The sequence below is a fragment of the Psychrobacter sp. LFX-11D genome, assembly GCF_904846475.1.
GTDB lineage: Bacteria > Pseudomonadota > Gammaproteobacteria > Pseudomonadales > Moraxellaceae > Psychrobacter > Psychrobacter cryohalolentis.
In genome coordinates this window covers 49,449-72,645 of the sequence record NZ_CAJHAV010000011.1, presented here as the reverse complement: position 1 = coordinate 72,645, position 23,197 = coordinate 49,449, and the positions used below count along the sequence as shown (strand labels likewise).

Annotated in this window: 21 protein-coding genes and 1 pseudogene; 20 read left to right on the top strand and 2 right to left on the bottom strand. The window is 42.2% G+C overall.

Annotation, left to right across the window (positions count from 1 at the left end):
- The first annotated feature begins 1 nt into the window (after nt 1).
- From JMX75_RS09330 to JMX75_RS09285, 11 genes and pseudogenes are all read left to right on the top strand, one after another.
- Entirely contained in the window at nt 2–1,105 is a 1,104-nt protein-coding gene (locus JMX75_RS09330; RefSeq protein WP_201532108.1) for a DegT/DnrJ/EryC1/StrS family aminotransferase, read from the top strand.
- 168 nt (nt 1,106–1,273) lie between these two features.
- Nucleotides 1,274–1,867: pseudogene (locus JMX75_RS13050) on the top strand (sugar transferase); the annotation flags it as partial.
- On the top strand, nt 1,841–2,491 hold the full coding sequence (locus tag JMX75_RS13045) for an acetyltransferase (protein ID WP_265089561.1): 651 nt from the start codon (nt 1,841–1,843) through the stop codon (nt 2,489–2,491). The pseudogene JMX75_RS13050 and the gene JMX75_RS13045, both read left to right, overlap by 27 nt.
- A gap of 7 nt (nt 2,492–2,498) precedes the next feature.
- Nucleotides 2,499–2,717 carry an acyl carrier protein gene (locus JMX75_RS09320; protein ID WP_201532106.1) on the top strand — a complete coding sequence of 73 codons (219 nt, stop codon included), beginning with the start codon at nt 2,499–2,501 and terminating at the stop codon, nt 2,715–2,717.
- A 40-nt stretch (nt 2,718–2,757) separates the two neighbouring features.
- Nucleotides 2,758–3,756 carry a ketoacyl-ACP synthase III gene (locus JMX75_RS09315; RefSeq protein WP_201532105.1) on the top strand — a complete coding sequence of 333 codons (999 nt, stop codon included), beginning with the start codon at nt 2,758–2,760 and terminating at the stop codon, nt 3,754–3,756.
- 1 nt (nt 3,757) lies between these two features.
- Nucleotides 3,758–4,516, top strand: a complete 759-nt coding sequence (locus tag JMX75_RS09310; RefSeq protein ID WP_201532104.1) for an SDR family NAD(P)-dependent oxidoreductase — start codon at nt 3,758–3,760, stop codon at nt 4,514–4,516.
- 9 nt (nt 4,517–4,525) lie between these two features.
- The gene (locus JMX75_RS09305) at nt 4,526–5,539 is read left to right on the top strand and encodes a 3-oxoacyl-ACP synthase III family protein (RefSeq protein ID WP_201532103.1); all 1,014 of its coding nucleotides are present in this window, start codon (nt 4,526–4,528) and stop codon (nt 5,537–5,539) included.
- Between the two features lie 149 nt (nt 5,540–5,688).
- On the top strand, nt 5,689–6,891 hold the full coding sequence (locus JMX75_RS09300; RefSeq protein WP_201532102.1) for a DegT/DnrJ/EryC1/StrS family aminotransferase: 1,203 nt from the start codon (nt 5,689–5,691) through the stop codon (nt 6,889–6,891).
- A gap of 116 nt (nt 6,892–7,007) precedes the next feature.
- On the top strand, nt 7,008–8,450 hold the full coding sequence (locus JMX75_RS09295) for a capsule assembly Wzi family protein (RefSeq protein WP_201532101.1): 1,443 nt from the start codon (nt 7,008–7,010) through the stop codon (nt 8,448–8,450).
- Between the two features lie 394 nt (nt 8,451–8,844).
- Nucleotides 8,845–9,741: a bifunctional methylenetetrahydrofolate dehydrogenase/methenyltetrahydrofolate cyclohydrolase FolD gene (folD, locus tag JMX75_RS09290; RefSeq protein WP_201532100.1), complete on the top strand. Its 897-nt coding sequence runs from the start codon at nt 8,845–8,847 to the stop codon at nt 9,739–9,741.
- A 152-nt stretch (nt 9,742–9,893) separates the two neighbouring features.
- On the top strand, nt 9,894–10,391 hold the full coding sequence (locus JMX75_RS09285; RefSeq protein WP_133105250.1) for a phosphate-starvation-inducible PsiE family protein: 498 nt from the start codon (nt 9,894–9,896) through the stop codon (nt 10,389–10,391).
- Nucleotides 10,392–10,509: 118 nt separating this feature from the next.
- Here JMX75_RS09285 and corA read toward each other — a convergent pair whose 3' ends face one another.
- The gene (gene corA / locus JMX75_RS09280) at nt 10,510–11,724 is read right to left on the bottom strand and encodes a magnesium/cobalt transporter CorA (RefSeq protein WP_133105249.1); all 1,215 of its coding nucleotides are present in this window, start codon (nt 11,722–11,724) and stop codon (nt 10,510–10,512) included.
- Nucleotides 11,725–11,785: 61 nt separating this feature from the next.
- Nucleotides 11,786–12,175, bottom strand: a complete 390-nt coding sequence (locus JMX75_RS09275; protein WP_133105248.1) for a DUF2237 family protein — start codon at nt 12,173–12,175, stop codon at nt 11,786–11,788.
- 507 nt (nt 12,176–12,682) lie between these two features.
- Here JMX75_RS09275 and JMX75_RS09270 point away from each other — a divergent pair.
- The 9 genes from JMX75_RS09270 to JMX75_RS09230 all read left to right on the top strand — a co-directional run bounded on the left by JMX75_RS09270 (nt 12,683) and on the right by JMX75_RS09230 (nt 23,167).
- A complete protein-coding gene (locus tag JMX75_RS09270; protein ID WP_041752991.1) occupies nt 12,683–13,987 on the top strand; it encodes an ATP phosphoribosyltransferase regulatory subunit in 1,305 nt (434 codons plus the stop codon).
- Between the two features lie 184 nt (nt 13,988–14,171).
- On the top strand, nt 14,172–15,461 hold the full coding sequence (locus JMX75_RS09265; RefSeq protein WP_201532099.1) for an adenylosuccinate synthase: 1,290 nt from the start codon (nt 14,172–14,174) through the stop codon (nt 15,459–15,461).
- 299 nt (nt 15,462–15,760) lie between these two features.
- Nucleotides 15,761–16,192, top strand: coding sequence for a nucleoside-diphosphate kinase (gene ndk / locus JMX75_RS09260; protein WP_011512998.1), 432 nt, complete (start codon nt 15,761–15,763; stop codon nt 16,190–16,192).
- 337 nt (nt 16,193–16,529) lie between these two features.
- Complete coding sequence (gene rlmN, locus JMX75_RS09255; protein WP_227673155.1) at nt 16,530–17,771, top strand: 23S rRNA (adenine(2503)-C(2))-methyltransferase RlmN; 1,242 nt, start codon at nt 16,530–16,532, stop codon at nt 17,769–17,771.
- Nucleotides 17,772–18,001: 230 nt separating this feature from the next.
- Complete coding sequence (pilW, locus tag JMX75_RS09250) at nt 18,002–18,934, top strand: type IV pilus biogenesis/stability protein PilW (protein WP_227673154.1); 933 nt, start codon at nt 18,002–18,004, stop codon at nt 18,932–18,934.
- The gene (locus JMX75_RS09245; RefSeq protein ID WP_133105245.1) at nt 18,931–19,746 is read left to right on the top strand and encodes a helix-turn-helix domain-containing protein; all 816 of its coding nucleotides are present in this window, start codon (nt 18,931–18,933) and stop codon (nt 19,744–19,746) included. The genes pilW and JMX75_RS09245 overlap by 4 nt, the downstream gene beginning before the upstream one ends.
- A gap of 91 nt (nt 19,747–19,837) precedes the next feature.
- Nucleotides 19,838–20,953 (top strand): flavodoxin-dependent (E)-4-hydroxy-3-methylbut-2-enyl-diphosphate synthase, encoded by a 1,116-nt coding sequence (ispG, locus tag JMX75_RS09240; protein ID WP_011279968.1) that lies wholly within the window; start codon nt 19,838–19,840, stop codon nt 20,951–20,953.
- 64 nt (nt 20,954–21,017) lie between these two features.
- Nucleotides 21,018–22,322: a histidine--tRNA ligase gene (hisS, locus tag JMX75_RS09235; RefSeq protein ID WP_133105244.1), complete on the top strand. Its 1,305-nt coding sequence runs from the start codon at nt 21,018–21,020 to the stop codon at nt 22,320–22,322.
- A 50-nt stretch (nt 22,323–22,372) separates the two neighbouring features.
- On the top strand, nt 22,373–23,167 hold the full coding sequence (locus JMX75_RS09230; RefSeq protein ID WP_133105243.1) for a YfgM family protein: 795 nt from the start codon (nt 22,373–22,375) through the stop codon (nt 23,165–23,167).
- Nucleotides 23,168–23,197: the final 30 nt, after the last annotated feature.

Here is a 23,197-nt window from a genome sequence, read left to right as displayed (position 1 = left end):
AATGATTCCTTTTCTTGATCTAAAAGCTATTAATGCCCAATATCGTGATGAGCTTGTAGATGCTTGTACTCGTGTTATTGACTCAGGCTGGTATATCGGCGGCAGTGAGCTCGAGCAATTCGAGCAGCAGTTTGCTAACTACTGCGGGACGAAATACGCCATTGGTGTGGCCAATGGTTTAGATGCGCTTATTCTTACCCTTCGTGCTTGGAAAGAATTAGGTAAACTCAAAGATGGTGATGAAGTTATCGTACCGTCTAATACTTATATAGCCAGCATATTAGCAATTAGTGCTAATAATCTAACGCCTATTTTAGTTGAGCCGTGTTTAAATAGCTTCAATATTGATCCTAAAAAGATTGAAGCGGCTATTACGAGCAGAACAAAAGCCATACTTCCAGTGCACTTATATGGGCAATTAGCGGATATGCCAGCTATTATGGCTATTGCTAAACGTCATGAGTTGTTGGTATTAGAAGACTCGGCGCAAGCCCATGGCGCTTCTCTTGATGGTAAGAAAGCAGGGAGCTGGGGTGATGCATCGGGTTTTAGTTTTTATCCGGGTAAAAACCTTGGCGCATTGGGTGACGCTGGCGCAATTACCACGAGTGATAAAGAGCTGGCCGATACATTGCGTGCATTACGTAATTATGGTTCACACGAAAAATATAAAAACCTATTTCAGGGTGTTAACAGTCGTTTGGATGAAATTCAAGCCGCTATGCTTAATGTGAAACTAAACCATTTAGATAACGAGATTGCCCATCGTCGTAAAGTCGCGGATGCTTATCTTGAAGGTCTTAATAATAAAGCAATCATACTACCTACTAAGGAAAATGATAGCGCACACGTTTGGCATGTCTTTGTTATTCGCTGTGAGCAGAGAGATGCGCTACAAAAATACTTAGCTGATAATGGCGTTCAGACACTAATACATTATCCTGTGCCACCGCATCAGCAGCCTGCATATAAAGAGTGGAATGAGCTAAGTTATCCTATTTCTGAAAGCATTCATGCAGAGGTGTTGAGTTTGCCGATAGGGCCAACATTGACACTAGAGGAAATTAAAATAGTAATAGAGTTGTGTAATAGTTTCAAATCTTAAATTATGTTTGATATTCAGATACTAGAGTGTGTATCTGTTATAGCCTATATTACTCTTGATGCTTTGCTTTAGTTAATGAAATAAGAGTGAGTTATTAGTTTTTCTGAATAAAAAAGAACATATGTTGAATTATTAAAAGCTCTATTAAATATAATAGGATAATAAAAATTGATAAAACGCCTTTTTGATATCACTGCCGCGACTGCCGCTTTAGTTGCCTTATCTCCGGTATATGCTATCACTGCCTATAAAGTCAAAAAAAATTTAGGCTCGCCAGTACTATTTCGTCAAACACGCCCGGGTCTAGACGGTAAGCCGTTTGAGATGATTAAGTTTCGCACGATGAAAGATGCTATAGACAGTGATGGCAATCCTCTACCAGATAGCGAGCGCTTGACTGACTTTGGTAAAGCACTACGTAATAGTAGTTTGGATGAACTGCCTGAGCTGTGGAATGTCGTCAAAGGCGATATGAGCTTAGTCGGACCACGCCCATTATTAATGGAATACCTACCGCTATATAGTAAAGAGCAATCGCGTCGTCATAATGTACGCCCTGGTATTACCGGTTATGCGCAAGTAAATGGGCGTAATGCGATTGGTTGGGATAAAAAGTTTGAGCTCGATACGTGGTATGTAGATAATCAATCACTATGGTTAGATATCAAGATATTATTGAAGACAGTAAAAAAAGTGGTTATTAAAGATGGTGTTAGTGCCGATGGTGAAGCAACTATGTCTGCATTTTCTGGTAATGAAAATCTGTATATTTTAGGTGCAGGTGGTTTTGCTCGAGAAATATATAGTTATTTAGTTGACAATAATTTCACTTATAATAATTCAAAGCTAGTAGGCTTTCTTGATGATAACTCAAGTGCATTAGATGATTTTGATTTATCTCACAAAATAGTAGGCAATTTAAAGAGTATTGATTTAAAGGTCACAGATTGCTTAATTGTCGCAATAGCTAACCCAGCTCTTAAAGAGCAGGTTTTTGAATTTTATAATAAAAATAACGGTACTATTATTTCTTATATACATCCTTCAGCCATTATTGGGCACGATGTAAGTGTTGGTGTAGGTACTGTATTCGCGCCAAACTCAGTCGTTACAACTAATGTGACTTTAGGACGTGGTTGTACAATTAATGCGTTTTCTAGTGTTGGTCATGATGCAGCCCTAGGAGATTTTTGCACACTGAGCGGGCATTGTGATGTCACCGGTAATGTTAAGCTTGGTGATAAAGTTTTTATGGGTAGCCATGCGTCGATTATTCCTAGTGTTCAGGTTGGTACTGGTGCTATTATAGGCGCGGGTAGCTTGGTAATCCGTAAAGTTAAAGAAAATACAACGGTATTTGGCAATCCTGCCAAAAAAATAATGTGAGGTTAAAATGTCTAAAGAAGCTAAATTACTTGAAATTGTTGCTGATATTTTGGAGTGTGAATTGGAGGAAGTTTCGTTAGAGACAGAGCTATGTGAAGAAATGTGGGATTCATTAGCTGTTGTTTCATTTATGGCTGAAGCTGATTCAGAGTTTGGTAAGACGCTTTCACCAACTGAAGTGGTTGCAGTGAAAAGTGTTAAAGACTTATTAGATTTAATTCAATAGGATATGCAGAGCGCCTGCTTGCAGGTGCTCAGGAGTTTATATGTTAATTATTAATGATGTTGATATTGCAGCTATAGCATCAACTGTGCCAGCAGATAAAATTAATAATTTTAGCCTAGCTAAGATTTTTGGTGAAGCCGAAGTCAAAAAAATAATTAAAAATATTGGTGTTGAAACACGACATATAGCTAACGTGAAGCAAACAACATCAGATTTTTGTTATGAATCCGCTGTTCGAGTTATTAAAGACTTAGATTGGGAGCCTGAAAGTATAGGAGCTCTGATTTTTGTCAGTCAAACACCTGATTATCAGCTACCTGCCACAGCTTGTGTTCTTCAAGCTAAACTAGGTTTAAGTAGAAAAACTATCGCTTTTGATGTCAATTTAGGTTGCTCTGGCTATGTGTATGGCTTGTATTTAGCCGCGAGCTTAATCAACTCTGGTGTTGAACGAGTGTTGCTGCTTGTTGGCGATACGATCAGTAAAATCGTTAATAAAGACGACAGAAGTACAGGTTTGCTATTTGGTGATGCAGGGACAGCAACTGCGTTACAGAAAAAAACAGGTAAAAAACTAAGCTTCACATTAGGCTCTGATGGTACTGGTTTTGAGCACATCATAGCTAAAGACAAAAGCATACAAGACAGTGCGGAACGTGGTATGTCTTCAGCATACTTGGCTATGGATGGTGGCGAGGTTTTTCAGTTCACTCTCGCTGCTGTACCTGAAATGCTCAATGGTTTTATGAATGAGCTGGGTGTTACAAGTTCAGATATTAATGCATGTATTTATCATCAAGCCAATCGCTTTATGTTGAAGCACTTATCTAAAAAGTCTGGTTTTACTACAGAGCAAGTACCCTTGAGTATTGTTGATTACGGCAATACGAGCAGTGCGTCCATACCTCTCACTTTATGCAGTCAAAACATTGTGAGTAGAGAATCCATACTGATGGCAGGTTTTGGCGTTGGTCTGTCTTGGGGCGCTGTTCATGCTGACCTCTCTGAGACTGCTTTACTATCTGTTGTTGAGGTGTGATGTGATAGCAAATTTACTTAAAGATAAAGTGGTTCTTATTACAGGTGCATCATCAGGTATCGGTAAACAAACCGCTGTTTTTTTTAGTCAACAAGGCGCTAAAGTCATTGTTACAGGGCGCAATCAAGAGCGCTTAGCAGATACTGTAAGCCAATTGCAGGGAGACAAACATTTTTCTCTCTGTTCAAATCTTGATTCAGCAGATGATGTTGAGCAACTGATTAAGACTGCAGTCACTCAAATGGGCCCTATAGATGGTGTTGTGCACTGTGCAGGTGTGCAAAAAACTTTGCCACTGAAGGTCTTAAAAGAAAACCACTTTGATGATATTTTCAATGCAAACGTAAAAAGCGCTCAATTTTTAGCAAAAAGTATCAGTAGAAAAGGGCGTTTTAATCCTCAAGGGTCAAGTCTGATCTTTTTAAGCTCAGTCGCTGCAATATGTGGTGAGCCCGCGATTTCTACTTACGCAGCTTCTAAGGCAGCATTACAAGGCCTATCCAAATCTTTAGCGCTTGAGTTAGCAAGATTAAAAGTACGTGTGAACTGTATTGCACCTGGACACGTACAAACAGAAATGGCTAAAGAGTTTAGTCAACAGCTTACCTCTGAACAATATATGGCAATAGCTGACAAGCACCCATTAGGTCTAGGTACTCCTGAAGATATTGCCCATGCTGCTGCTTTTTTAACTAGTGATATGGCGCGCTGGGTGACTGGTACAACACTGTATGTTGATGGTGGTTACAGTGCTCACTAAGGAATTGATATGAAAGCTTATATTGCTGCAGTAAGTTCTTACTTACCTGAAAATACACTAACGAACGAAGATTTAGCGCTTGAATTTCCTGATTGGAGCGTTGATAAGATTTTTTCAAAAACTGGAATACATACTCGACATATTTGCAACGAGAATCAGACTATATCTGATATGGCTGTGGCCGCTGCCGAGTCTTTAATCTCTGAAAATGCAATTGATAAAAGTTCGATAGATTATGTGTTGCTATGTACACAAAGTCCTGACTATTTTCTACCTACGACCGCATGCTTGGTTCAATCTGAACTTGGTTTACCAACATCCTGCGGCGCTTTAGATTTTAATTTAGGTTGCTCTGGTTATGTCTATGGATTGAGTCTTGCAAAAGGCTTGATTGAGACTGGGCAGGCTAGCAATATTTTATTAATTACATCTGAAGCATATTCTAAGCATATTGCTGCAGGTGATAAAAGTGTTCGGACGTTATTTGGTGATGCTGCTACTGCAACCTTAATCAAAGGAAAAGAGTCTAACCATGACTTAATTGGTCCTTTTGTATTTGGTACTGATGGTAATGGTGGTGATAATTTAATAGTGCCTGATGGGGGTAGTAAAAATCCAATTACTGATGCCTCGTCTATTTTGACTGAAGATACATCAGGTAACGTAAGAGCACCGAAAAATCTATATATGAACGGTGCTGAAATTCTTCTATTCACGATGAAGACTGTTCCATCTAGTGTTAATGCTTTATTGGAAAAAGCTAATTTAAGTAAAAATGACATTGATTATGTGATATTTCATCAGGCTAATAAGTTTATGCTTGATAAGCTTAGATCTAAAACAGGTTTTGCTGAAGAACGCTTCTTAACCTCCTATGAGCGTTACGGTAATACGGTATCCTCTACTATTCCTCTCGGTATTAAAGAAGCTTTGAATGAGCAAAAGTTTAAATCTGGTGATCGTATATTATTGGTTGGGTTTGGTGTTGGCTACTCTTGGGCTGCAACAGTTGTTGAGTGGTAGTTACATGTTAAATATTGCTTAGCTATAGTTGTGTATTCAGGCGCTGCTGTAGTTAAAAATGTTGGCGCGTAGGCTAAGTAGTGTTTCCTTTGTCAGGCTAAAGACCGACCTAGATGGTTGGTAGTAATCAATTTTTATGGATGAGTAATGTGTTAAATACCCCATTTTCACCTTGGCCAAGCTTTACTCAAGAAGAGGCTGATGCCGTCAGTCAAGTATTATTATCCAACAAGGTAAATTACTGGACAGGGCAAGAGTGTCGTCAGTTTGAGACTGAGTTTGCTAAATGGGCTGATAGCAAATATGCCATTGCGATGGGTAATGGTACGTTGGCATTAGACGTTGCCTTGCAAGCGTTAGATATTGGCGCAGGTGATGAAGTAATCGTCACACCGCGTACCTTTATTGCAAGTATCTCATCGGTCGTCAATGCGGGAGCGACGCCTGTATTTGCTGATGTCGATGAGGCAACTGGTAATATCACGCCCGAGTCAATTGCTGCAGTACTGACAGATAAAACCAAAGCTATCGTCTGTGTGCATTTGGCAGGTTGGCCTTGTGATATGGATGGCATCATGGCGTTGGCAGAACAGCATAATCTATATGTGATAGAGGACTGTGCACAGGCACATGGTGCGCGTTACAAGGGTCGTAGCGTGGGGAGTATCGGCCATATCGGTGCGTGGAGCTTTTGCCAAGATAAAGTAATGACCACAGGCGGTGAGGGCGGTATGGTCACCACCAATGATGAGCAATTATGGCGCAAAATGTGGGCGTATAAAGACCATGGTAAAAGCTATGCAGCGGTCTATGAGACCGAGCATCCACCAGGCTATCGCTGGCTACATGAGAGCTTTGGTACCAATTGGCGCATGACTGAAATGCAAGCAGTGCTTGGCCGTATTCAATTAACGAGAATGCCTGATTGGACAGCCAAACGTACGGCTAATGCTCAAGCTATCTTAGATACCTGTGCAAAATGGGAAGCGAAAGGCTATCTTTCTGTACCTAGGTTAGAAGAGTCGCTGCAGTTTGCAGATTCGACCCACGCTTATTATAAGCTTTACGTCTATGTGCAGTCAGATAACCTACCGAAAGAGTGGTCACGAGATCGGATCATTGAAGAGATCAATGACTTAGGGGTTCCTTGTTTTTCAGGATCCGCTTCTGAGGTATATCTGGAAAAAGCGTTTGATAATACAGGCTTACGTCCTGAGACGAGACTACCAGTCGCCAAGCAGCTTGGCGAAACCAGCTTGATGTTTCTCGTTCATCCAACGTTGACAGAAGACGAGATTAAGCAAACCGTACAGGCGATTGATAGCGTATTTGCGAATATACATAACCAATAAGATATCAGTTGTTGAGTTAAATTTAGTTACGTTAATGCAAATGGATGTTTGACCCATAGTATTTATAAGCCATTGGCATTTATAATAAACCCTTTATAACCGAAGAGTATTTGATCATGTACAAGAAGCTAAGCATTTTATTGGGTTTGAGTGTCTTATCCTCAGTGTCGGTGTTGGCATCTGCACAAAACCTGTATATGAACGATCTAAAGCTTAAGGCCGATCTTGACTGGTTGAATACTCAAGGGGTCGCGCAGATTAGCACCAGTACTTGGCCGCTGACGGCCAATGAGATCAAACGCGCTTTAAATAGCGCTAATGCCCAGACGCCAGCGCAGCAGCAGATCCTGCAGTCGGTACAAACGCGATTGAATCAGAACCGCAACTCAGTGGTAAAAGGCTCGGCAGCACTGCATATACAAACCGATAGAGAGCAGCTACCACAAAAATTTGCTGATGATAAGCTGGCGGGTCAACAAGGAAGCGTTGGCGTGTCGCTTAGCGAAGCGGAATGGGAATTTAATTTACAAGCCAATTTAAAAAATGACAAACTTATCGATGACAGCTCAGATGTTAGCTTTGAGGGCTCGTACCTTGCTGGTACCGCTGCCAATCAGTGGTTGATAGCGGGTAAAATTCCAACGTGGTGGGGACCTGGGCATGATGGTAGCCTTATTCGAGGCGATGCAAGCTTACCAGTGACAGGTTTCACCATGCAGCGAGATCAACAAACTGCGCCGATATCCCCATATTTATCGTGGGTTGGACCTTGGCAGTATCAGCTATTTGCCGGTCAGCTAGAGGATTATGAGGCGATTCCTGATGCTAAGCTATTTGGCGCAAGGCTGACGGCTAGTCCTTGGGAATGGTTAGAAGTTGGTGCTTCACGTACCTTTATGTGGGGCGGTGAAGGTCGTCCACAGAGCTTTAGCTCCTTTACTGATGCTCTCTTAGGAACTAGAGATAATGGAGATACAGGTAAAGAAGACCCTGCTAATCAGTTAGGCGGTTTTGATGCGCGCTTAAATTTAGCGCCATTGGTGAATGTGCCTGCTGGCGTTTATGCTCAATATATCGGTGAAGATGAAGCAGGCGGCTTGCCAGCGAAAAACATGTATTTAGCCGGTGTTGATTATGCGTCTGCTGCTTACGGCAAACCTTATCAGCTTTATGCTGAGTATACAGATACCCGTACTAGCGGTGAAGTTAGAGGGGTTTCTTATGATCATGGTACTTATAAAGATGGCTATTATCAGCAAGGCTTCCCATTAGGCTATGCGTTAGGCGGCGATGCGGAAAGTATCGCGCTTGGTGGTCGCTTATGGCTCGATAACCGTAATTTTATTAATGCAAAAGTACAGCATGCTAAGGTAAATCAAGCCGATGAAGCCATTAATCAAGCATTCCCAACGACTGATAAGTTGACTGGTATTGATGTGGCTTGGGAGCATCAATACAATCCCAAAGCACTTATCTCTAGCCGAATTTGGGCCGTAGATTCAGATATCCAGTCCACTGATGTTGGCGTAGGTATAGGTATTGAGCTGCAGACTTATTAAATGCTTGCTTAATCAATGCACGACAGTGCTTGAAAACAAAAAGTCGGTCTATTAATATTTAATAGATCGACTTTTTTATGGTCACGTTATTGTTTTTTAATTATGGCTTTTTAATATAGTGAGTTCAATATAAAGGAGTTATGCTTAGAATAGCATTACACTGGGATAAATTTCTCTCGCTTGCTGTGCGCTTCGCACTCCAGAGGCTTCGTAAAATTTATCCCAGCAGTACGGTGTTCTTTTTAAATTGAATCGAATATAGGGTGCTAGGATTTTTTGGCTCAGGCAGGTACAATATGAGTATCAATCATACCTTGATCAAGGATAAGACAGGCATGCAAGCAATTGCGGCGCTGTCTTTACTTTTTTTATCGCACCCTCTATTGGAGTTACTATGTCAATTGCGTCTATTACGTCAACTGCCCAAGGATCTGCTACCGTTTTGGACGGTAAAGCACTTGCTAAACAAATAGAACAGCAACTGAGTACGCGTGTAGACGCTATTAAAGCTAAGACAGGACGTACACCAAGCTTAGCGACGATATTGGTCGGCGATGATCCGGCTTCTGCGACCTATGTACGTATGAAAGGCAATGCTTGTAAACGTGTCGGTATGGATTCTATTAGGGTTGAGATGCCAAGTGCGACAACGACTGCAGAGCTGATAGCAAAAATAGACGAGCTGAATAGCAGTCCAGATGTTCATGGTATTTTGCTGCAGCACCCAGTACCGGCTCATATTGATGAGCGTGCTTGCTTTGAGCAGATTGACTTGGCAAAAGACGTCGATGGTGTGACCTGTCTTGGCTTTGGTCGTATGGCAATGCAGCAGTCCGCTTATGGCTCATGTACCCCGCAAGGTATCATGCATTTACTAGAGCAGCATAATATTGAGCTGGCTGGTTTGGAGGCCGTGGTAGTAGGTCGTAGTGCCATTTTAGGTAAACCAATGGCGATGATGCTATTAAATGCCAACTGTACAGTAACAATCTGCCATTCAAGAACGCAAGATTTAGAGTCTCATATTAAGCGTGCTGATATCGTAGTTGGTGCAGTCGGCGTACCTGAATTGATTAAAGCAGAGTGGATTAAAGCGGGTGCTGTGGTCATTGATGCAGGCTTTCATCCAACGGATAATGGCGGCGTCGGCGATATCGAATTGCAAGGTGTAGAAAATATCGCTAGTGCTTATACGCCTGTACCAGGTGGCGTTGGGCCTATGACGATTAATACCCTTATTCGCCAGACCGTTGATGCTGCTGAAAAAGCTGCCGGTTTAGACAATAGTTAATCAGTTAATCAGTTAATGAGTTAATGAGTTAATGAGTTAATGAGTTAAGCATAAGAGCACCGATTGCCGATAGATAAGGAGCCTGAGACTTCACAGTAGACAGCACAAAGACTCAGGCTAAATCAACCCCTTTACCGTTGATAGGATCTAACATGGCTAAAAATAACGTGGATATTCATGAGCGATTACAAGGTATTGGTAGAGAGTTCGTCGATGTCTCTCATTACATAATCTTATTTTTAATCAGTGTAGTGGTGGTTTGGACAGCGGGCAAAGAATTCTTTGTCATCTTTCAAAAAGGTTCAGCGGATTTGAAAGACATCTTATTACTCTTTATTTATCTAGAGCTGTTAGCGATGATAGGGATCTATTTTAAGACTCATCGTTTGCCAGTGCAGTTCTTGATATTTATTGCGATTACGGCGTTATCGCGACATTTAGTCGTCGATGTACAGGCGGTATCAGATAACTTTCACTTATGGCTGTTAGCAACGATTTCCTTTGCCATTATGGTGCTGAGTGCGTCAATTGTTATATTAACTTGGACGGCTAAGATGTTTGGGCGACCAGAAGATTATTTGAAAGACCATCAAGTGACCAGTACTGAGCATCATTTGCCTTGTGTTGATAATAAGCAGTCTCTTAAATAATTTTTATCGATAAAGGGATGATAGGTGTCGATGAGTTACTAACGATAGTTAATATCTGTTAATAAAAAAAGGGCTTCCATATATATATGGCAGCCCTTTTTTCATCTAAAACACTATCTTATAACCAGCCTAAGCGCTTAAAGTTAAGGTATAAAAAGCTACATAGTGAAATGATAACCGCCATGATGATAAAGTAAGAATATTGCCAGTGTAGCTCAGGCATAAAGTCGAAGTTCATCCCATAGATACCCGCAATCGCCGTCGGTACTGCCAAAATACCTGCCCAAGCAGCAAGCTTGCGAACCACCTCATTCTGTCCCATATTTACCATAGCGAGATAGGTATTCATCACCACACTGAGCATCTCATTTAAACCATTGATGGCATCTAAAGAATGCAATAGATGGTCATTCACATCTCGAAAGTAGGGTTTTGCAGCATGCGAAAATGGTGAGACTAAATCGCTTTTTTGATGGTTTATAAAAAAGCTACAGATATCCTGCACTGGTAAAATAACTGCACGCATATGCACCAATTGTGATTTTAATTCATATAGATTTCTAAGCGTTTCTTTATTAAATTCATAAGTAAAAATATTGCGCTCTTGCTCACGTAAATAGCTGCCTAAGCGGTCGGTCACTGGCATATAGTTATCGACGATAAAATCAATTACAGCGTGCAAGACAAATATAGGTCCCATACGCAGTTTTTCAGGGCGGCGATTGCAGTGCTCACGTACTGGCGCATAGGAGTTAGAAGGACCATTACGAATCGTAATCAGATAGTTCTTGCCCATAAATATCGCCGTAGTACCATAGCGGATGACATTGCCTTCAAGCTTAGCAGTACGCAATACCACAAATATCGTATCATTATCATAGCTTTCAACTTTGGCGCGCTGATGATCGGCAAAGGCATCTTCGATTGAAAGCTCGTGCAGATCAAAGGCTTCTTTTACCTCGGATATTGTCTGCAAGCTAGGCTCATAAAGACCTAACCAGATAAACTGACCACTATTGCTCAAGGCGCGACTGACATCCCTGAGCGCTATTTTATTAAGCTGCTCACCGGTTTTACGAGAATACGCATAACAATTGACCACTTCATTAGCACTGAGTGGCTCAATATCCTCATAGCGTTCAGAGTCTGGATCATAGACGGTCATGGTCTCAATAGTGTCCTCGACCGTTGCATCAGAATCGCCATAGATATAGCTGTCATAATTGTCTAAATAGGAGTGCTCGTCTATGATAGTGGCGTCAATAAGACTGACATTAGACTCAGGTGTGATACGCGTTGCCGTTTTGACAATCAGGTCATCATCTTGATTCATACCTACTCCTTCTGTCTAAGTATAAAAATAAATATAAAATAACTTCTGCAACTGATGCGGATTACAAGGCAAAGCGTTTTAGCGTCTCAATATCGACCAAATTTAATAAGCTCTCATGACATGCTTCAAGCTTGATTTGTGGTGCCATGCCTAAATCGAGTGCTTCAACCCAACGTAGCGCACAAATACACCAGTAGTCACCTGGTTGTAGACCGGCGAAACCATACTCGGGCAATGGCGTAATCAAATCGTTACCGCGACTGGCTGAAAAGTTTAAAAACTCGCTGGTCATTTTGGCGCAAACGGTATGTTGACCAACATCATGGTTGCCCGTATGACAAAAGCCATTACGATAATAACCGGTAAGCGGATCAAAACAACAGCTGGCTAGGGCAGTGCCAAGCACATTGGCTTGGTTGGTAGCAGGATTTGGATGATAATCAGATGACATAAGGCTTCCAAAATAAAAATATAGGCTAGTGTAACATGAGTGCACATCTAAGACGTTATTCAACGATAGATGCAACAGATAGTTAAAGGAAATATTGCGCCGTTAACACTATATTGTCTCTATAGAAATACGGTATTTATGATGATAAATCTGTCATAAAAAAGACAGTTTTTAAGGTTAATAGAATAAATTAGATGGCGATTGCCGTTAATTGTCACTAGGCGAAGCTTAGCTGCTATGCTAAACTAAAGCATAAAGTGCCTTGATTATTTATCATAGTTTTCTATCACATAAATTTTAGCGCATAAAGATACTCGTCTTATCATCCCAACTAATACTATTACTCACCCTTTTGCGGTTACCTAGTTTGCTTATCAATAATTGGGTCAGTGATGTTGCGCGTGAAAAATAAAAAACGCCTGATATCTATGCAATTGGAAATATAACCTTTAAGTACCGCATCTTTACCGCGCTTTTGGTAAGCGATACGCCAAACAAGGATTTATTGTGTCTGCCAGTCCTGATTCTGCAAAACCTGCCCTGCAAAATACCCTCAAGCAAGCGGCTACTCAGCCCGCTGATAATACTGCCGCACCCAACCGTTTACCTTATTTAAGCAATCTTGCCAGCGATGTTGCTAATAGCTGGTTGCTGCCTGATGGGGTGGTTGATGTGTTGTTTGAAGACGCCCATAAACAAGAAGTGCTTAGACATCAATTGATCCAGCAACTTATCAGCCATGGCTATCAGTTGGTCAATCCGCCAATGATTGAGTTTACCGAATCACTACTGAGCGGTGCCTCAGAAGATCTAAAGCGTCAAACCTTTAAGATTATCGATCAGCTAACTGGTCGCTTAATGGGTATACGCGCGGATATCACGCCGCAGATTCTACGTATTGATGCACATCATGGCGGTGATGGAATCGCGCGTTATTGCTATGCAGGCGATGTCATTCATACCTTGCCATCGGGGCTTTTTGGTTCACGTACACCGTTGCAATTAGGCGCTGAGATATTTGGTTGTGAGTACATTGCAGCAGATATTGAGCTGATTGATGTCTTATTTAGCATGCTCAATAGCCTAGAGATGAGCGCAGCATTACACGTTGATTTGGGTCATGTAGCGATATTTAAGCGCTTGGCAGAATTGGCAGTATTATCAGAAAGTGATACTGAGCAATTGATGCAGCTTTATGCCAATAAGAACTTGCCAGAGCTTAAGCAGGTTTGCCAAGCGCTACCGCTGGGTAGCGATTTTTATACCTTGGCGCGCTTTGGTCATGACATTGCAAATCTGCTTGGAAGATTGTCAGAGAATGCGCAACAAGACGCTCAAATTGTCACAGCTATTGATGAGCTGCAACGTCTAAAAGCGCACTTGCAAGTACAGTGGCAGTGTGCGGTCAGTATCGATGTGACCGAGCTATCAGGCTATCATTATCATACGGGCATTGTGTTCAATGGTTATATCAATAGTGAAACTCAGCCACTGGTACGTGGCGGGCGCTTTGATGGTATGAAAAGTAATCAATTAGCCACGAATCAGCCACGTCAAGCGACCGGCTTTAGTATGGATGTCAGCCGTTTGCTCGCGCATACTCAGCTTGATGCACCTGTTATTGTGCTGGTCGATTATGACGCTTTCAAGGATTTGGGTAGTGAGCAGCTGCAGCTATTATTACAGCAAGTGGCAAGCTTACGTCAGCAGGGCTATCGCGTGACCATGCCATTAACGGCAAAAGATATTCCAGTGGGTATGACTCATCGTTTAAGCCTTGTCGATAACCAATGGCAGCTACACGCGGTTTAACTTTGAAAATATTTAACATTTATGAATGCTATAAAAAAAGCGTTTGCTATAAAAAGATATTTAGTGATTAAGTCGTTAAAAATATACTTTGTTTAAAGTATCGTTTTTAGCATTACTTTCGTTTTGATAGGTAGTTTTAAACACTTATTGCACACACCTCAATATATTAAGGTAAGGATTTATCATGGGTAAGAATGTCGTAGTTTTAGGTAGCCAATGGGGCGATGAAGGTAAAGGTAAAATCGTTGATTTACTGACCGAAAAAGCCTCAGCCGTTGCACGTTTCCAAGGCGGGCATAATGCCGGTCACACCTTAGTTGTCGATGGCAAAACCACCATCCTACATCTGATTCCTTCAGGTATCTTGCGTGAAGGCGTAACGTGCTTCATCGGTAACGGCGTGGTGCTTGCACCTGACGCTCTATTAAAAGAGATGAAAGCCCTAGAAGAGAAGAATGTGCCAGTCCGTGAGCGCCTACGTATTTCACCAAACTGTCCATTAATTATGCCTTATCACGTGGCGCTTGACCAAGCACGCGAAGCTAAGCGCGGTAGTGGTAAAATCGGTACGACTGGTCGTGGTATTGGACCAGCTTATGAAGATAAAGTTGCGCGCCGTGCCATCAAGCTTGCTGATTTGTTCCGTGATGACTTAGAAGAAAAACTACGTAACTTAATCGAATATCATAACTTCCAACTGACTCAGTATTATAAAGTTGAAGCGATTGATTTTGATGAGACGCTTAAGCTTTGCCAAGAGTGGCGCGAAGAAATCAAAGGCATGGTTACCGATGTAACCGAAGACCTAAACCAATTACGTCTTGCTGGCAAAAACCTAATGTTTGAAGGCGCCCAAGGTACATTACTTGATATCGACCACGGTACTTACCCGTTTGTGACCAGCTCTAGCGTCACTGCGGGCGGTGTATCGACTGGTACAGGTATCGGTCCATTATATTTAGACTATGTATTGGGTATCACTAAAGCGTACACCACGCGTGTTGGTAGTGGCCCGTTCCCAACTGAATTGTTTGATGATGTTGGTGCGCATTTGGCCAAAGTCGGTCATGAGTTTGGTGCAACCACCGGCCGCGCGCGTCGCTGTGGTTGGTTTGATGCTGAATCATTACGCCGTGCCGTGGTACTAAACTCTATGTCAGGTATCTGTCTAACCAAGCTTGACGTATTAGACGGTCTAGAAGAACTGCTAATCGGTGTCGGTTATAACTTACCTGAGACGGAGTGTGCAGGCGCACATGATGCTGAATTCTATGAGTCAGTTACGCCTAAGTACGAAACCTTACAAGGCTGGAGCGAATCAACGGTTGGTATCACTAACTACGATGAGCTGCCTGAAAATGCCAAAATATATATCAAACGTATTGAAGCATTGATTGGTTGCCCAGTTGATATCATCTCAACCGGTCCTGATCGTGAAGAGACGATTGTATTACGTGACCCGTATGATGCTTAATTGGTTATAACGCTATTATATGTTTAATTCACAAAACCCTAATGCTAAACATTGGGGTTTTGTTTTTGATAAATCAAAGATTGATGAGCAGTAAAAGCTTATCCAATTTACTTTTGTGCAAGTTACAACCGTAAATTAATCCTATCATTTACAGTCTTAATCATTATAATAGGCAGCAATCATTCGCTGAGCATCGTATTGCGTATCCGCATTGGACATTCATAAATGAATTCGCTCAGCGCAATGATCACAGACAATGTAAATTATTTAACTTCTCACTTATTTATTAGGAGCTTTTCATGGCTAACGAACGTACTCTATCTATCATCAAACCTGACGCAGTCGCTGGCAACAACATTGGCGCTATCTACGATCGTTTTGAAAAATCAGGTCTAAAAATTGTTGCTGCTAAAATGATGCAACTTGATGATAAAAAAGCGGGCGGTTTTTACGCTGAGCACGCTGAGCGTCCATTCTACAACGACCTAGTATCATTTATGACGTCAGGTCCAGTACTGGTATCAGTATTAGAAGGCGAAAATGCGATCGCTACGCATCGTGATATCATGGGCGCGACTAACCCAAAAGACGCAGCTGAAGGCACTATCCGTGCTGATTTCGCTAGCAGTATCGATGAAAATGCGGTTCATGGTTCAGATTCAGCTGAATCAGCAGCACGTGAAATCAGCTACTTTTTCAATGAAGAAGAAGTGTGTGCACGTACGCGTTAATAGCAGTTTTTATTGATAGCCGCTTTTATGCATAATAGCTGTTATGCATAATAACAGTGCTAATTAATAATTAGTGTAGCGAAACGGCTTATATCTTTTGGTATAAGCCGTTTTAGCTATTATAATAGTCTGACTATATATTGAAATTTTAACTTTTCTCCCTCATTATTAGTTTTATATAGCGTTATCAATCCTTTATCAGCATATTGCTTTCAGTTTTTGGTAAAAAATGCGCTCATAACGGATTGCTCATGCACTCATATATTGAGTACGTCTAGCAACACCCATCTCAACAATTGCATCGCTCATACCAGTAGATGCAAAAAGGTTATTTATTATGTCAACTGCTCAAAGCCCTATTCAAACTGACGTCCAACATGTACCTGCTAAAACTACTAAGAGTATAAAACTGGTAGATGAAGCGCAGGCGAAAACCAATCTACTAGGTATGACACAAGCGCAACTGGCGGATTACTTTAAGAGTATTGGCGAAAAGCCGTTTCGCTCGACGCAAGTCATCAAGTGGATATATCAGCAGGGTGTCACTGATTTTGAGCAAATGACCAATCTGAGTAAATCTTTGCGTGATAAATTATCAGCCAATGCCTGTGTCATTCCGCCAAAAGTGATTCATCGTCAATATAGTGATGACGGCACGCGTAAATGGGTATTTGAAGTCACTGGCGGTTCATTGGTTGAGACCGTATTGATTCCCGCAGATGATAGCAAATTAAACGGTCGTAAAACCTTGTGTGTCTCTTCGCAAGTGGGCTGTGCACTTGACTGTAGTTTTTGTAGTACGGGTAAGCAGGGCTTTGAGCGCGATTTGACGGCGGCTGAGATTCTTGGACAATTATGGGTGGCAAATGCCTCTTATATGACTGATGAAAATGATAGTTTAGAAAATGTTGACCATAGCTTGTGGGAAAACAACGTCACCAACGTCGTCATGATGGGTATGGGTGAGCCGTTACTAAACTACCGTCCTGTTGTCAGCTCGATGGAATTGATGCTCAGTGACCATGCTTATGGTTTATCAAAGCGCCGTGTTACTTTGTCGACTTCAGGTGTGGTGCCAAAAATGTACGAGTTGGCACAGGAGCTTGACGTGGCTTTAGCGATTTCATTACATGCGCCAAATGACGAGCTGCGTAATGAATTAGTGCCGATTAATAAAAAATATCCATTAGAGCAGCTCATGGCAGCGGCGAGAAATTACGTTTTTGAAGTAAATCCGCGCCATAAAAAACACGTGACTATTGAATATGTGATGCTAGATGGTGTCAATGATAGTAATGAGCATGCTGAGCAATTGGTCGCATTATTGGGTGATTTACCAAGTAAGATTAACCTGATACCGTTTAACCCGTTCCCACATGCAAATTATGATAAGTCGAGTAATAATCGTATTCATGCTTTTAGTAATATATTAAGTGAAGCAGGTTTTGTTTGTACCATTCGCCAAACGCGCGGCGATGATATTGACGCCGCTTGTGGTCAATTGGTTGGGCAAGTTGCTGACAGAACGCGTCGTTCAGCCGCATGGCAGCAAAGCATCAAGGATCGCGAGAATATCTGATGACATAGTGAGACTGACTGCGCAATTTTTTTCTGGAATATAGATGTTGAGCTGTCTTTTTTGCATCACAACGGTAATAAAATGTAGTCGCCAATGCTGACGCTAAGGGAACAAGACAATTAATGACAACTAAATTGTACTTATGGAGGCTAAATCTATTAAACTGATTCCTCTATGATCGAACGCATTAATTCAGCGCATTGAATCACAGTTTTATGATGGCGGCTATAATGACTTCTAAAAATTCTTGTCAGTTCAAGTATCAAACATCTCTTTCTCATGCAGCGAGACAGTTGGGCGCTACAGTTTTTGTTAGAAAAAGCGCTCATCGTGTATTGCTTGCTGGCACGCTAAGCGCTTTATTGATTTCTGGTTGTCAAAGCACGCCAACCAACGATCTAATAACGGGCACGCCTTATCAAACCTCAACGCAACCCAATGACAACCGTAAATTGGATCAGCAAGAAATTGCTCGCGTTCGAACGACACTTGCTGCACAATATATCCGCAAAAACGAGCTTGATGCTGCCCAAAGACAGCTCGAAAAAGCCTTTGCTGCCGATAGCCGTCATGCGCCCGCCTATGATATGATGGGCGTTTTGTTGCAGCAAGAAGGCAGCCGTCTTAATCTTGAAAAAGCGGATCAATACTTTAAAAAAGCCATTGCGCTCGATAAAGATTTTGATCAAGCTCACAATAATTATGGCGTGTATTTATCTCAGATGAAGCGTTATAAAGAGGCAGCTGAGCAGTTTGAAACCGCAGGTGCTGCCCTTGGTTACGAAGGTCGTATTGGGGCGTTAGAGAACTTAGGTCGTACCTACCTTCAGCTCAATGACCATCCTGCAGCGGCAAAGGCTTTTTTACGGGCTTTAGATGGCAATCGAAATAGCGTTATTGCGCATATTGAACTGGTTGATTTATTACTTGAGCAGCAGCGTATTGAGCAGGCACAAAGGCTCTATGATGAGACCTTGATATTGGTACAAGGGCAGGGTGCTAGTCCACGCTTGCTCCTACAAGGCATCAAATTGGCGGCAGCGCAAAAAAACATCAAGACACGCCAACAATTGGCACAGCAACTTTTATCTGCTTATCCATTAAGTGATGAAGCAAAACAACTAAAGACTTGGCTTAACAATCCAGAGGCACCATGGAAATGACCACCCCATCATCAAACACAAACTTTAACGCTCAGGGATCATTTGGTGCCATGTTGCAGCAAGCTCGCAAAGCTAAGCAAGTAAGCTTGGACGACGCGGCAAATGAATTGTTTATTTTAAAACGTCACCTGCAAGCGTTAGAAAATGAAGATTTTGCAGATTTACCGCAAGTGGCGTTTGCGCGCGGTTTTGCGATCAACTATGCCAAATATTTGGGTCTCGACCCAGTCAGAATAGCCAGTAGCTTTGATGCCGCTTACCCAAATGAGCTGAAATCGCGTTCGGCTAATAATACTCAGTCGCCACTGCAGCCTATGGGTACGCTACAGCGTGATACACACAATCGTATTCGCTTTAATCCGCTACTAATTATCGCAGTGATCGGTGTCATTATTTTAGCGATTTTCCTATTCCGTATGGTTAGTAATGCCAGCAAGGAAAATACCGAGCAGCCTATATCTAGCTCTGAAGATATCTCAGCAGTAGAACAAGCACAAGGCGCAGCTATTAATACCGATGTTACAGGTGTTAGCGCTTCAGGTTCAGCACTAAACTTGGGCGGTGGCGACGTTGCTCCTGCCACTTTGGATGTTAAGCTGACGGATGCTGCTGTCGTCACTATTACAGATGCTACTGGTAGCAGCTTGATAGCGGGCTCGCAGAATGCGGGTGATTATCAGTTATCAGGTATGCCACCTTTTAATGTACAGATCGATGATATCAATAACGTGCGCTTGATGCTTAATCAGCAATCTGTCGCTTTAAACAGCTATGCAAATGGTAGCCAAGCCAGTTTTGAATTGGCACCTTAATTTATCAATTGGTTCAGTTTTTAAAGTAAATAGTATTACCTTGTTTTTATTGTTATTCTCGTTTTTACTGCTTTCATGAAAGGGTTTGTCTATGTCAACGTCAGCACCTATTAACCGTCGTCTTACGAAGAAAATATATGTCGGTGATGTCGCGATTGGTGGTGATGCGCCGATTAGTGTGCAAAGTATGACCAATACCGATACCTGCGATGTGGCAGCGACTGTTGCCCAAATTGAGCGCTGTGTTGAAGCAGGCGCTGATTTGATGCGAGTTTCTACTCCCACGATGGATACCGTTAAAGCGTTTGGTGAAATTCGCAAGTTGGTCAGCGTACCCTTGATAGCAGATGTGCATTTTGACCACAAAATTGCTTTAGCCGTTGCGGCAGCGGGCGCAGATTGTTTACGTATTAACCCGGGCAATATCGGTAGTGACGCTAAAGTACGCGAAGTAGTCGCCTGTGCCAAGCATTACAATATTCCTATTCGTATCGGCGTCAATGCTGGCTCTTTAGAAAAAGACATTCAGCGTAAGTATAAAGAGCCAAATGGCGCAGCGATGCTCGAATCGGCAATGCGTCATATTGATATATTAGAACGTCTTAATTTTGATCAATATAAAGTATCGGTTAAAGCCAGCAACGTATTTTTGACCATGGATGCCTATCGTCTGATTTCAGCACAAATTGATAATCCTCTGCATTTAGGTGTGACTGAAGCTGGTGTTTACCGTACTGGTTCGGTCAAATCTGCTATCGCGCTGGGTGGTTTATTATTAGACGGTATTGGTGATACGATTCGTATCTCCTTAGCTGCAGAGCCAGAAGAAGAAATTAAGATTGGCTTTGATATCTTAAAATCGCTCAATATTCGCTCTAATGGTGTCAATTTCATTGCTTGCCCAAGCTGCTCACGTCAAGAGTTCGACGTGATTAGAGTGATGACCGCGTTAGAGTCGCGTTTAGAGGATATTCGTGAACCAATGAACTTATCAGTGATTGGCTGTAAGGTAAATGGTCCAGGTGAAGCGAAGGAAGCTGATATCGGTATTGTTGGCGCCGCACCAAAATCATTGGTTTATCGTATGGGCGAAAAAAGTCATCTGATTGATACAGATAATCTGGTTGATGAGATAGAAGGTATGGTACGCGCCCATGCAGAAGAATTAGCAAAAAAACGCGAAAACGAGATTATACGTGTTAGATAATAAAGCGTTTTATTAATAAAAATTATAGAGCTGTTTGTTAAAACTTAAAGGACATAACTGTACCATGATTAAAGCGATTAAAGGGTTTAATGATATTTTGCCTGCACAGTCTGCAAAATGGCTGTATCTAGAGTCTATATTGGCTAATGTGCTAGGCAGATACGGTTATGAGCATATTCGCTTGCCTATCGTTGAGCAAACCGATTTGTTTGCTCGCGCGATCGGCGGTGCTACGGATATCGTTGAAAAAGAGATGTATAGCTTTACCGATAAATCTGATCCACCAACGCCGCTTACCTTGCGTCCTGAAGGTACGGCAGGGGCAGTACGAGCGGTGAATGAGCACAATCTACTACGCGGTGATACGCCTAAGCTTTGGTATATTGGTCCAATGTTCCGCTATGAACGCCCACAAAAGGGTCGCTATCGTCAATTTCATCAAATAGGTGTTGAAAGCTTTGGTAGTGCCTTACCAGACGCTGATGCCGAGCTGATTGCGATGACTCATTTGATGTGGCAAGAGCTGGGTCTAAAAGATGAGATGCGTTTGCAACTAAATAGTCTGGGCGAAATTGATGAGCGTCATGCTTATCGTGAAGCGTTGGTCACCTATCTGACCGATAAGCAAGAGCAGTTAGATGAGGATAGTAAGCGCCGCCTGACGACCAATCCGCTACGTATTTTAGACAGCAAAGAAGCCAGCACCCAAGCCCTATTGGTAGACGCGCCTAAGCTTGCTGACTTTTTAGGTGAAGAAAGCGTGGCGCATTTTAAGCAAGTACAAGCTTATTTAACGGAGCTTGGTATCAACTTTGAAATCAACCCGCATCTGGTGCGTGGTCTTGATTACTATAATAAAACTGTTTTTGAGTGGGTGACTGACAAACTTGGTAGCCAAGCAACTGTCTGTGCCGGCGGTCGCTATGATGGTTTGGTTGGACAGCTAAAATCTGCTGATAACCGTGATGGTAAAGGTGATAATAAACCGGTTAAATCTGAACCTGCAGTTGGTTTTGCCATGGGACTTGAGCGTTTATTACTTCTTATGGAAGTTGTCGCACCTATTGCTGATATGCCTGCTTGTGATGTATTTGTGGTCGCCCATCCTGAGGTTTATAGTGCGGGTATTAGTTATGCGCAAAACCTGCGTTATAGCCGTCCAGATTTGCGCGTCAAAATGGCAAGTGCCACCAGCTTAAAAGCACAAATGAAAAAAGCGGATAAGTCAGGTGCTGCATTGACCGTTATTATCGCCCAGCAAGAGCTGGATGATAAAACCATTAGCATCAAAGATATGCAAACTGGCGAACAAAAAACAGCAGCGCAAGATTGGCTGTCGGATAAAGATAACTTTTCTCGCCATAAATAGTAGTGAGCGTAGCATTAGCACTTTAATATAAATTGATCAGGTAAAAGTATATGGCTCTGACCCCTAATTCGCCGAATGCAGACAACTCAATGCAAGCGTTAAAGCAGTATGGCAGCTATATTGTCACCGCGATTTTATTGGCGTTAGCCGCTTATTTTGGCTGGACTTATTGGCAGGATAATCATGCACGTGTCGATACCGTTGCAGCCGATCAATATGCGGATATTCAACGTCTTAATGAAGAAGTGAGCTTGGCATCGCAAAATCCAGATCTAGGAGCGGAGGCAAAAGCATCGTTAGAGAAGAGTCGTACTCAGCTAGATAAGAACATTGATACTTTAGTTGGCACTCATGGAGAATCGGTCTATGCTTGGCAGGCTTTAATGATTAAAGCGCGTCAGCAAGTTGACAATGATGATTTTAAAGCAGCAGGCGAGACCTTTAAAAAGGCATTGGCGATAGATTTGGGTGATGCAGGTCTAGAGGCAATTACCCGTTTGCGCTATGCGACCACGCTTTTGGCAGCAGGCGATGCAAAAGCAGCATTGACAGAAGCCAGTCGTGATATGCCAAGCTCATTTGAAGCCAGTCAGCAAGAATTATTGGGTGATATTTATTTGGCACAAGACAATTCAGATTCAGCGATTAAATCCTATAATAATGCTTGGAGCTTATTACGTGAGCGTCAAGAAACTCGCGCAGTATTGGCATTGAAAATGGAAAGTTTGGGTATCGTCCCTGAGCCTATCGCTGAGCAGACCAGCCTTATTCAAGAGTCTACGGCAACATCGCAAGCACCAGTAAGCGAAGATTCAGTAGCAGCCAATACCGGTGCTGGTGCATAAAATAGTAGTGCTAAATATTCGGCAATAAAG

Coding starts and splice junctions, on each gene's coding strand:
- JMX75_RS09330 (WP_201532108.1), top strand. CDS start 2: ATGATTCCTTTTCTTGATCTAAAAGCTATTAATGCCCAATATCGTGAT.
- JMX75_RS13045 (WP_265089561.1), top strand. CDS start 1,841: ATGTCTGCATTTTCTGGTAATGAAAATCTGTATATTTTAGGTGCAGGT.
- JMX75_RS09320 (WP_201532106.1), top strand. CDS start 2,499: ATGTCTAAAGAAGCTAAATTACTTGAAATTGTTGCTGATATTTTGGAG.
- JMX75_RS09315 (WP_201532105.1), top strand. CDS start 2,758: ATGTTAATTATTAATGATGTTGATATTGCAGCTATAGCATCAACTGTG.
- JMX75_RS09305 (WP_201532103.1), top strand. CDS start 4,526: ATGAAAGCTTATATTGCTGCAGTAAGTTCTTACTTACCTGAAAATACA.
- JMX75_RS09295 (WP_201532101.1), top strand. CDS start 7,008: ATGTACAAGAAGCTAAGCATTTTATTGGGTTTGAGTGTCTTATCCTCA.
- folD (WP_201532100.1), top strand. CDS start 8,845: ATGTCAATTGCGTCTATTACGTCAACTGCCCAAGGATCTGCTACCGTT.
- JMX75_RS09285 (WP_133105250.1), top strand. CDS start 9,894: ATGGCTAAAAATAACGTGGATATTCATGAGCGATTACAAGGTATTGGT.
- corA (WP_133105249.1), bottom strand. CDS start 11,724: ATGAATCAAGATGATGACCTGATTGTCAAAACGGCAACGCGTATCACA.
- JMX75_RS09275 (WP_133105248.1), bottom strand. CDS start 12,175: ATGTCATCTGATTATCATCCAAATCCTGCTACCAACCAAGCCAATGTG.
- JMX75_RS09265 (WP_201532099.1), top strand. CDS start 14,172: ATGGGTAAGAATGTCGTAGTTTTAGGTAGCCAATGGGGCGATGAAGGT.
- ndk (WP_011512998.1), top strand. CDS start 15,761: ATGGCTAACGAACGTACTCTATCTATCATCAAACCTGACGCAGTCGCT.
- rlmN (WP_227673155.1), top strand. CDS start 16,530: ATGTCAACTGCTCAAAGCCCTATTCAAACTGACGTCCAACATGTACCT.
- pilW (WP_227673154.1), top strand. CDS start 18,002: ATGACTTCTAAAAATTCTTGTCAGTTCAAGTATCAAACATCTCTTTCT.
- JMX75_RS09245 (WP_133105245.1), top strand. CDS start 18,931: ATGACCACCCCATCATCAAACACAAACTTTAACGCTCAGGGATCATTT.
- ispG (WP_011279968.1), top strand. CDS start 19,838: ATGTCAACGTCAGCACCTATTAACCGTCGTCTTACGAAGAAAATATAT.
- hisS (WP_133105244.1), top strand. CDS start 21,018: ATGATTAAAGCGATTAAAGGGTTTAATGATATTTTGCCTGCACAGTCT.
- JMX75_RS09230 (WP_133105243.1), top strand. CDS start 22,373: ATGGCTCTGACCCCTAATTCGCCGAATGCAGACAACTCAATGCAAGCG.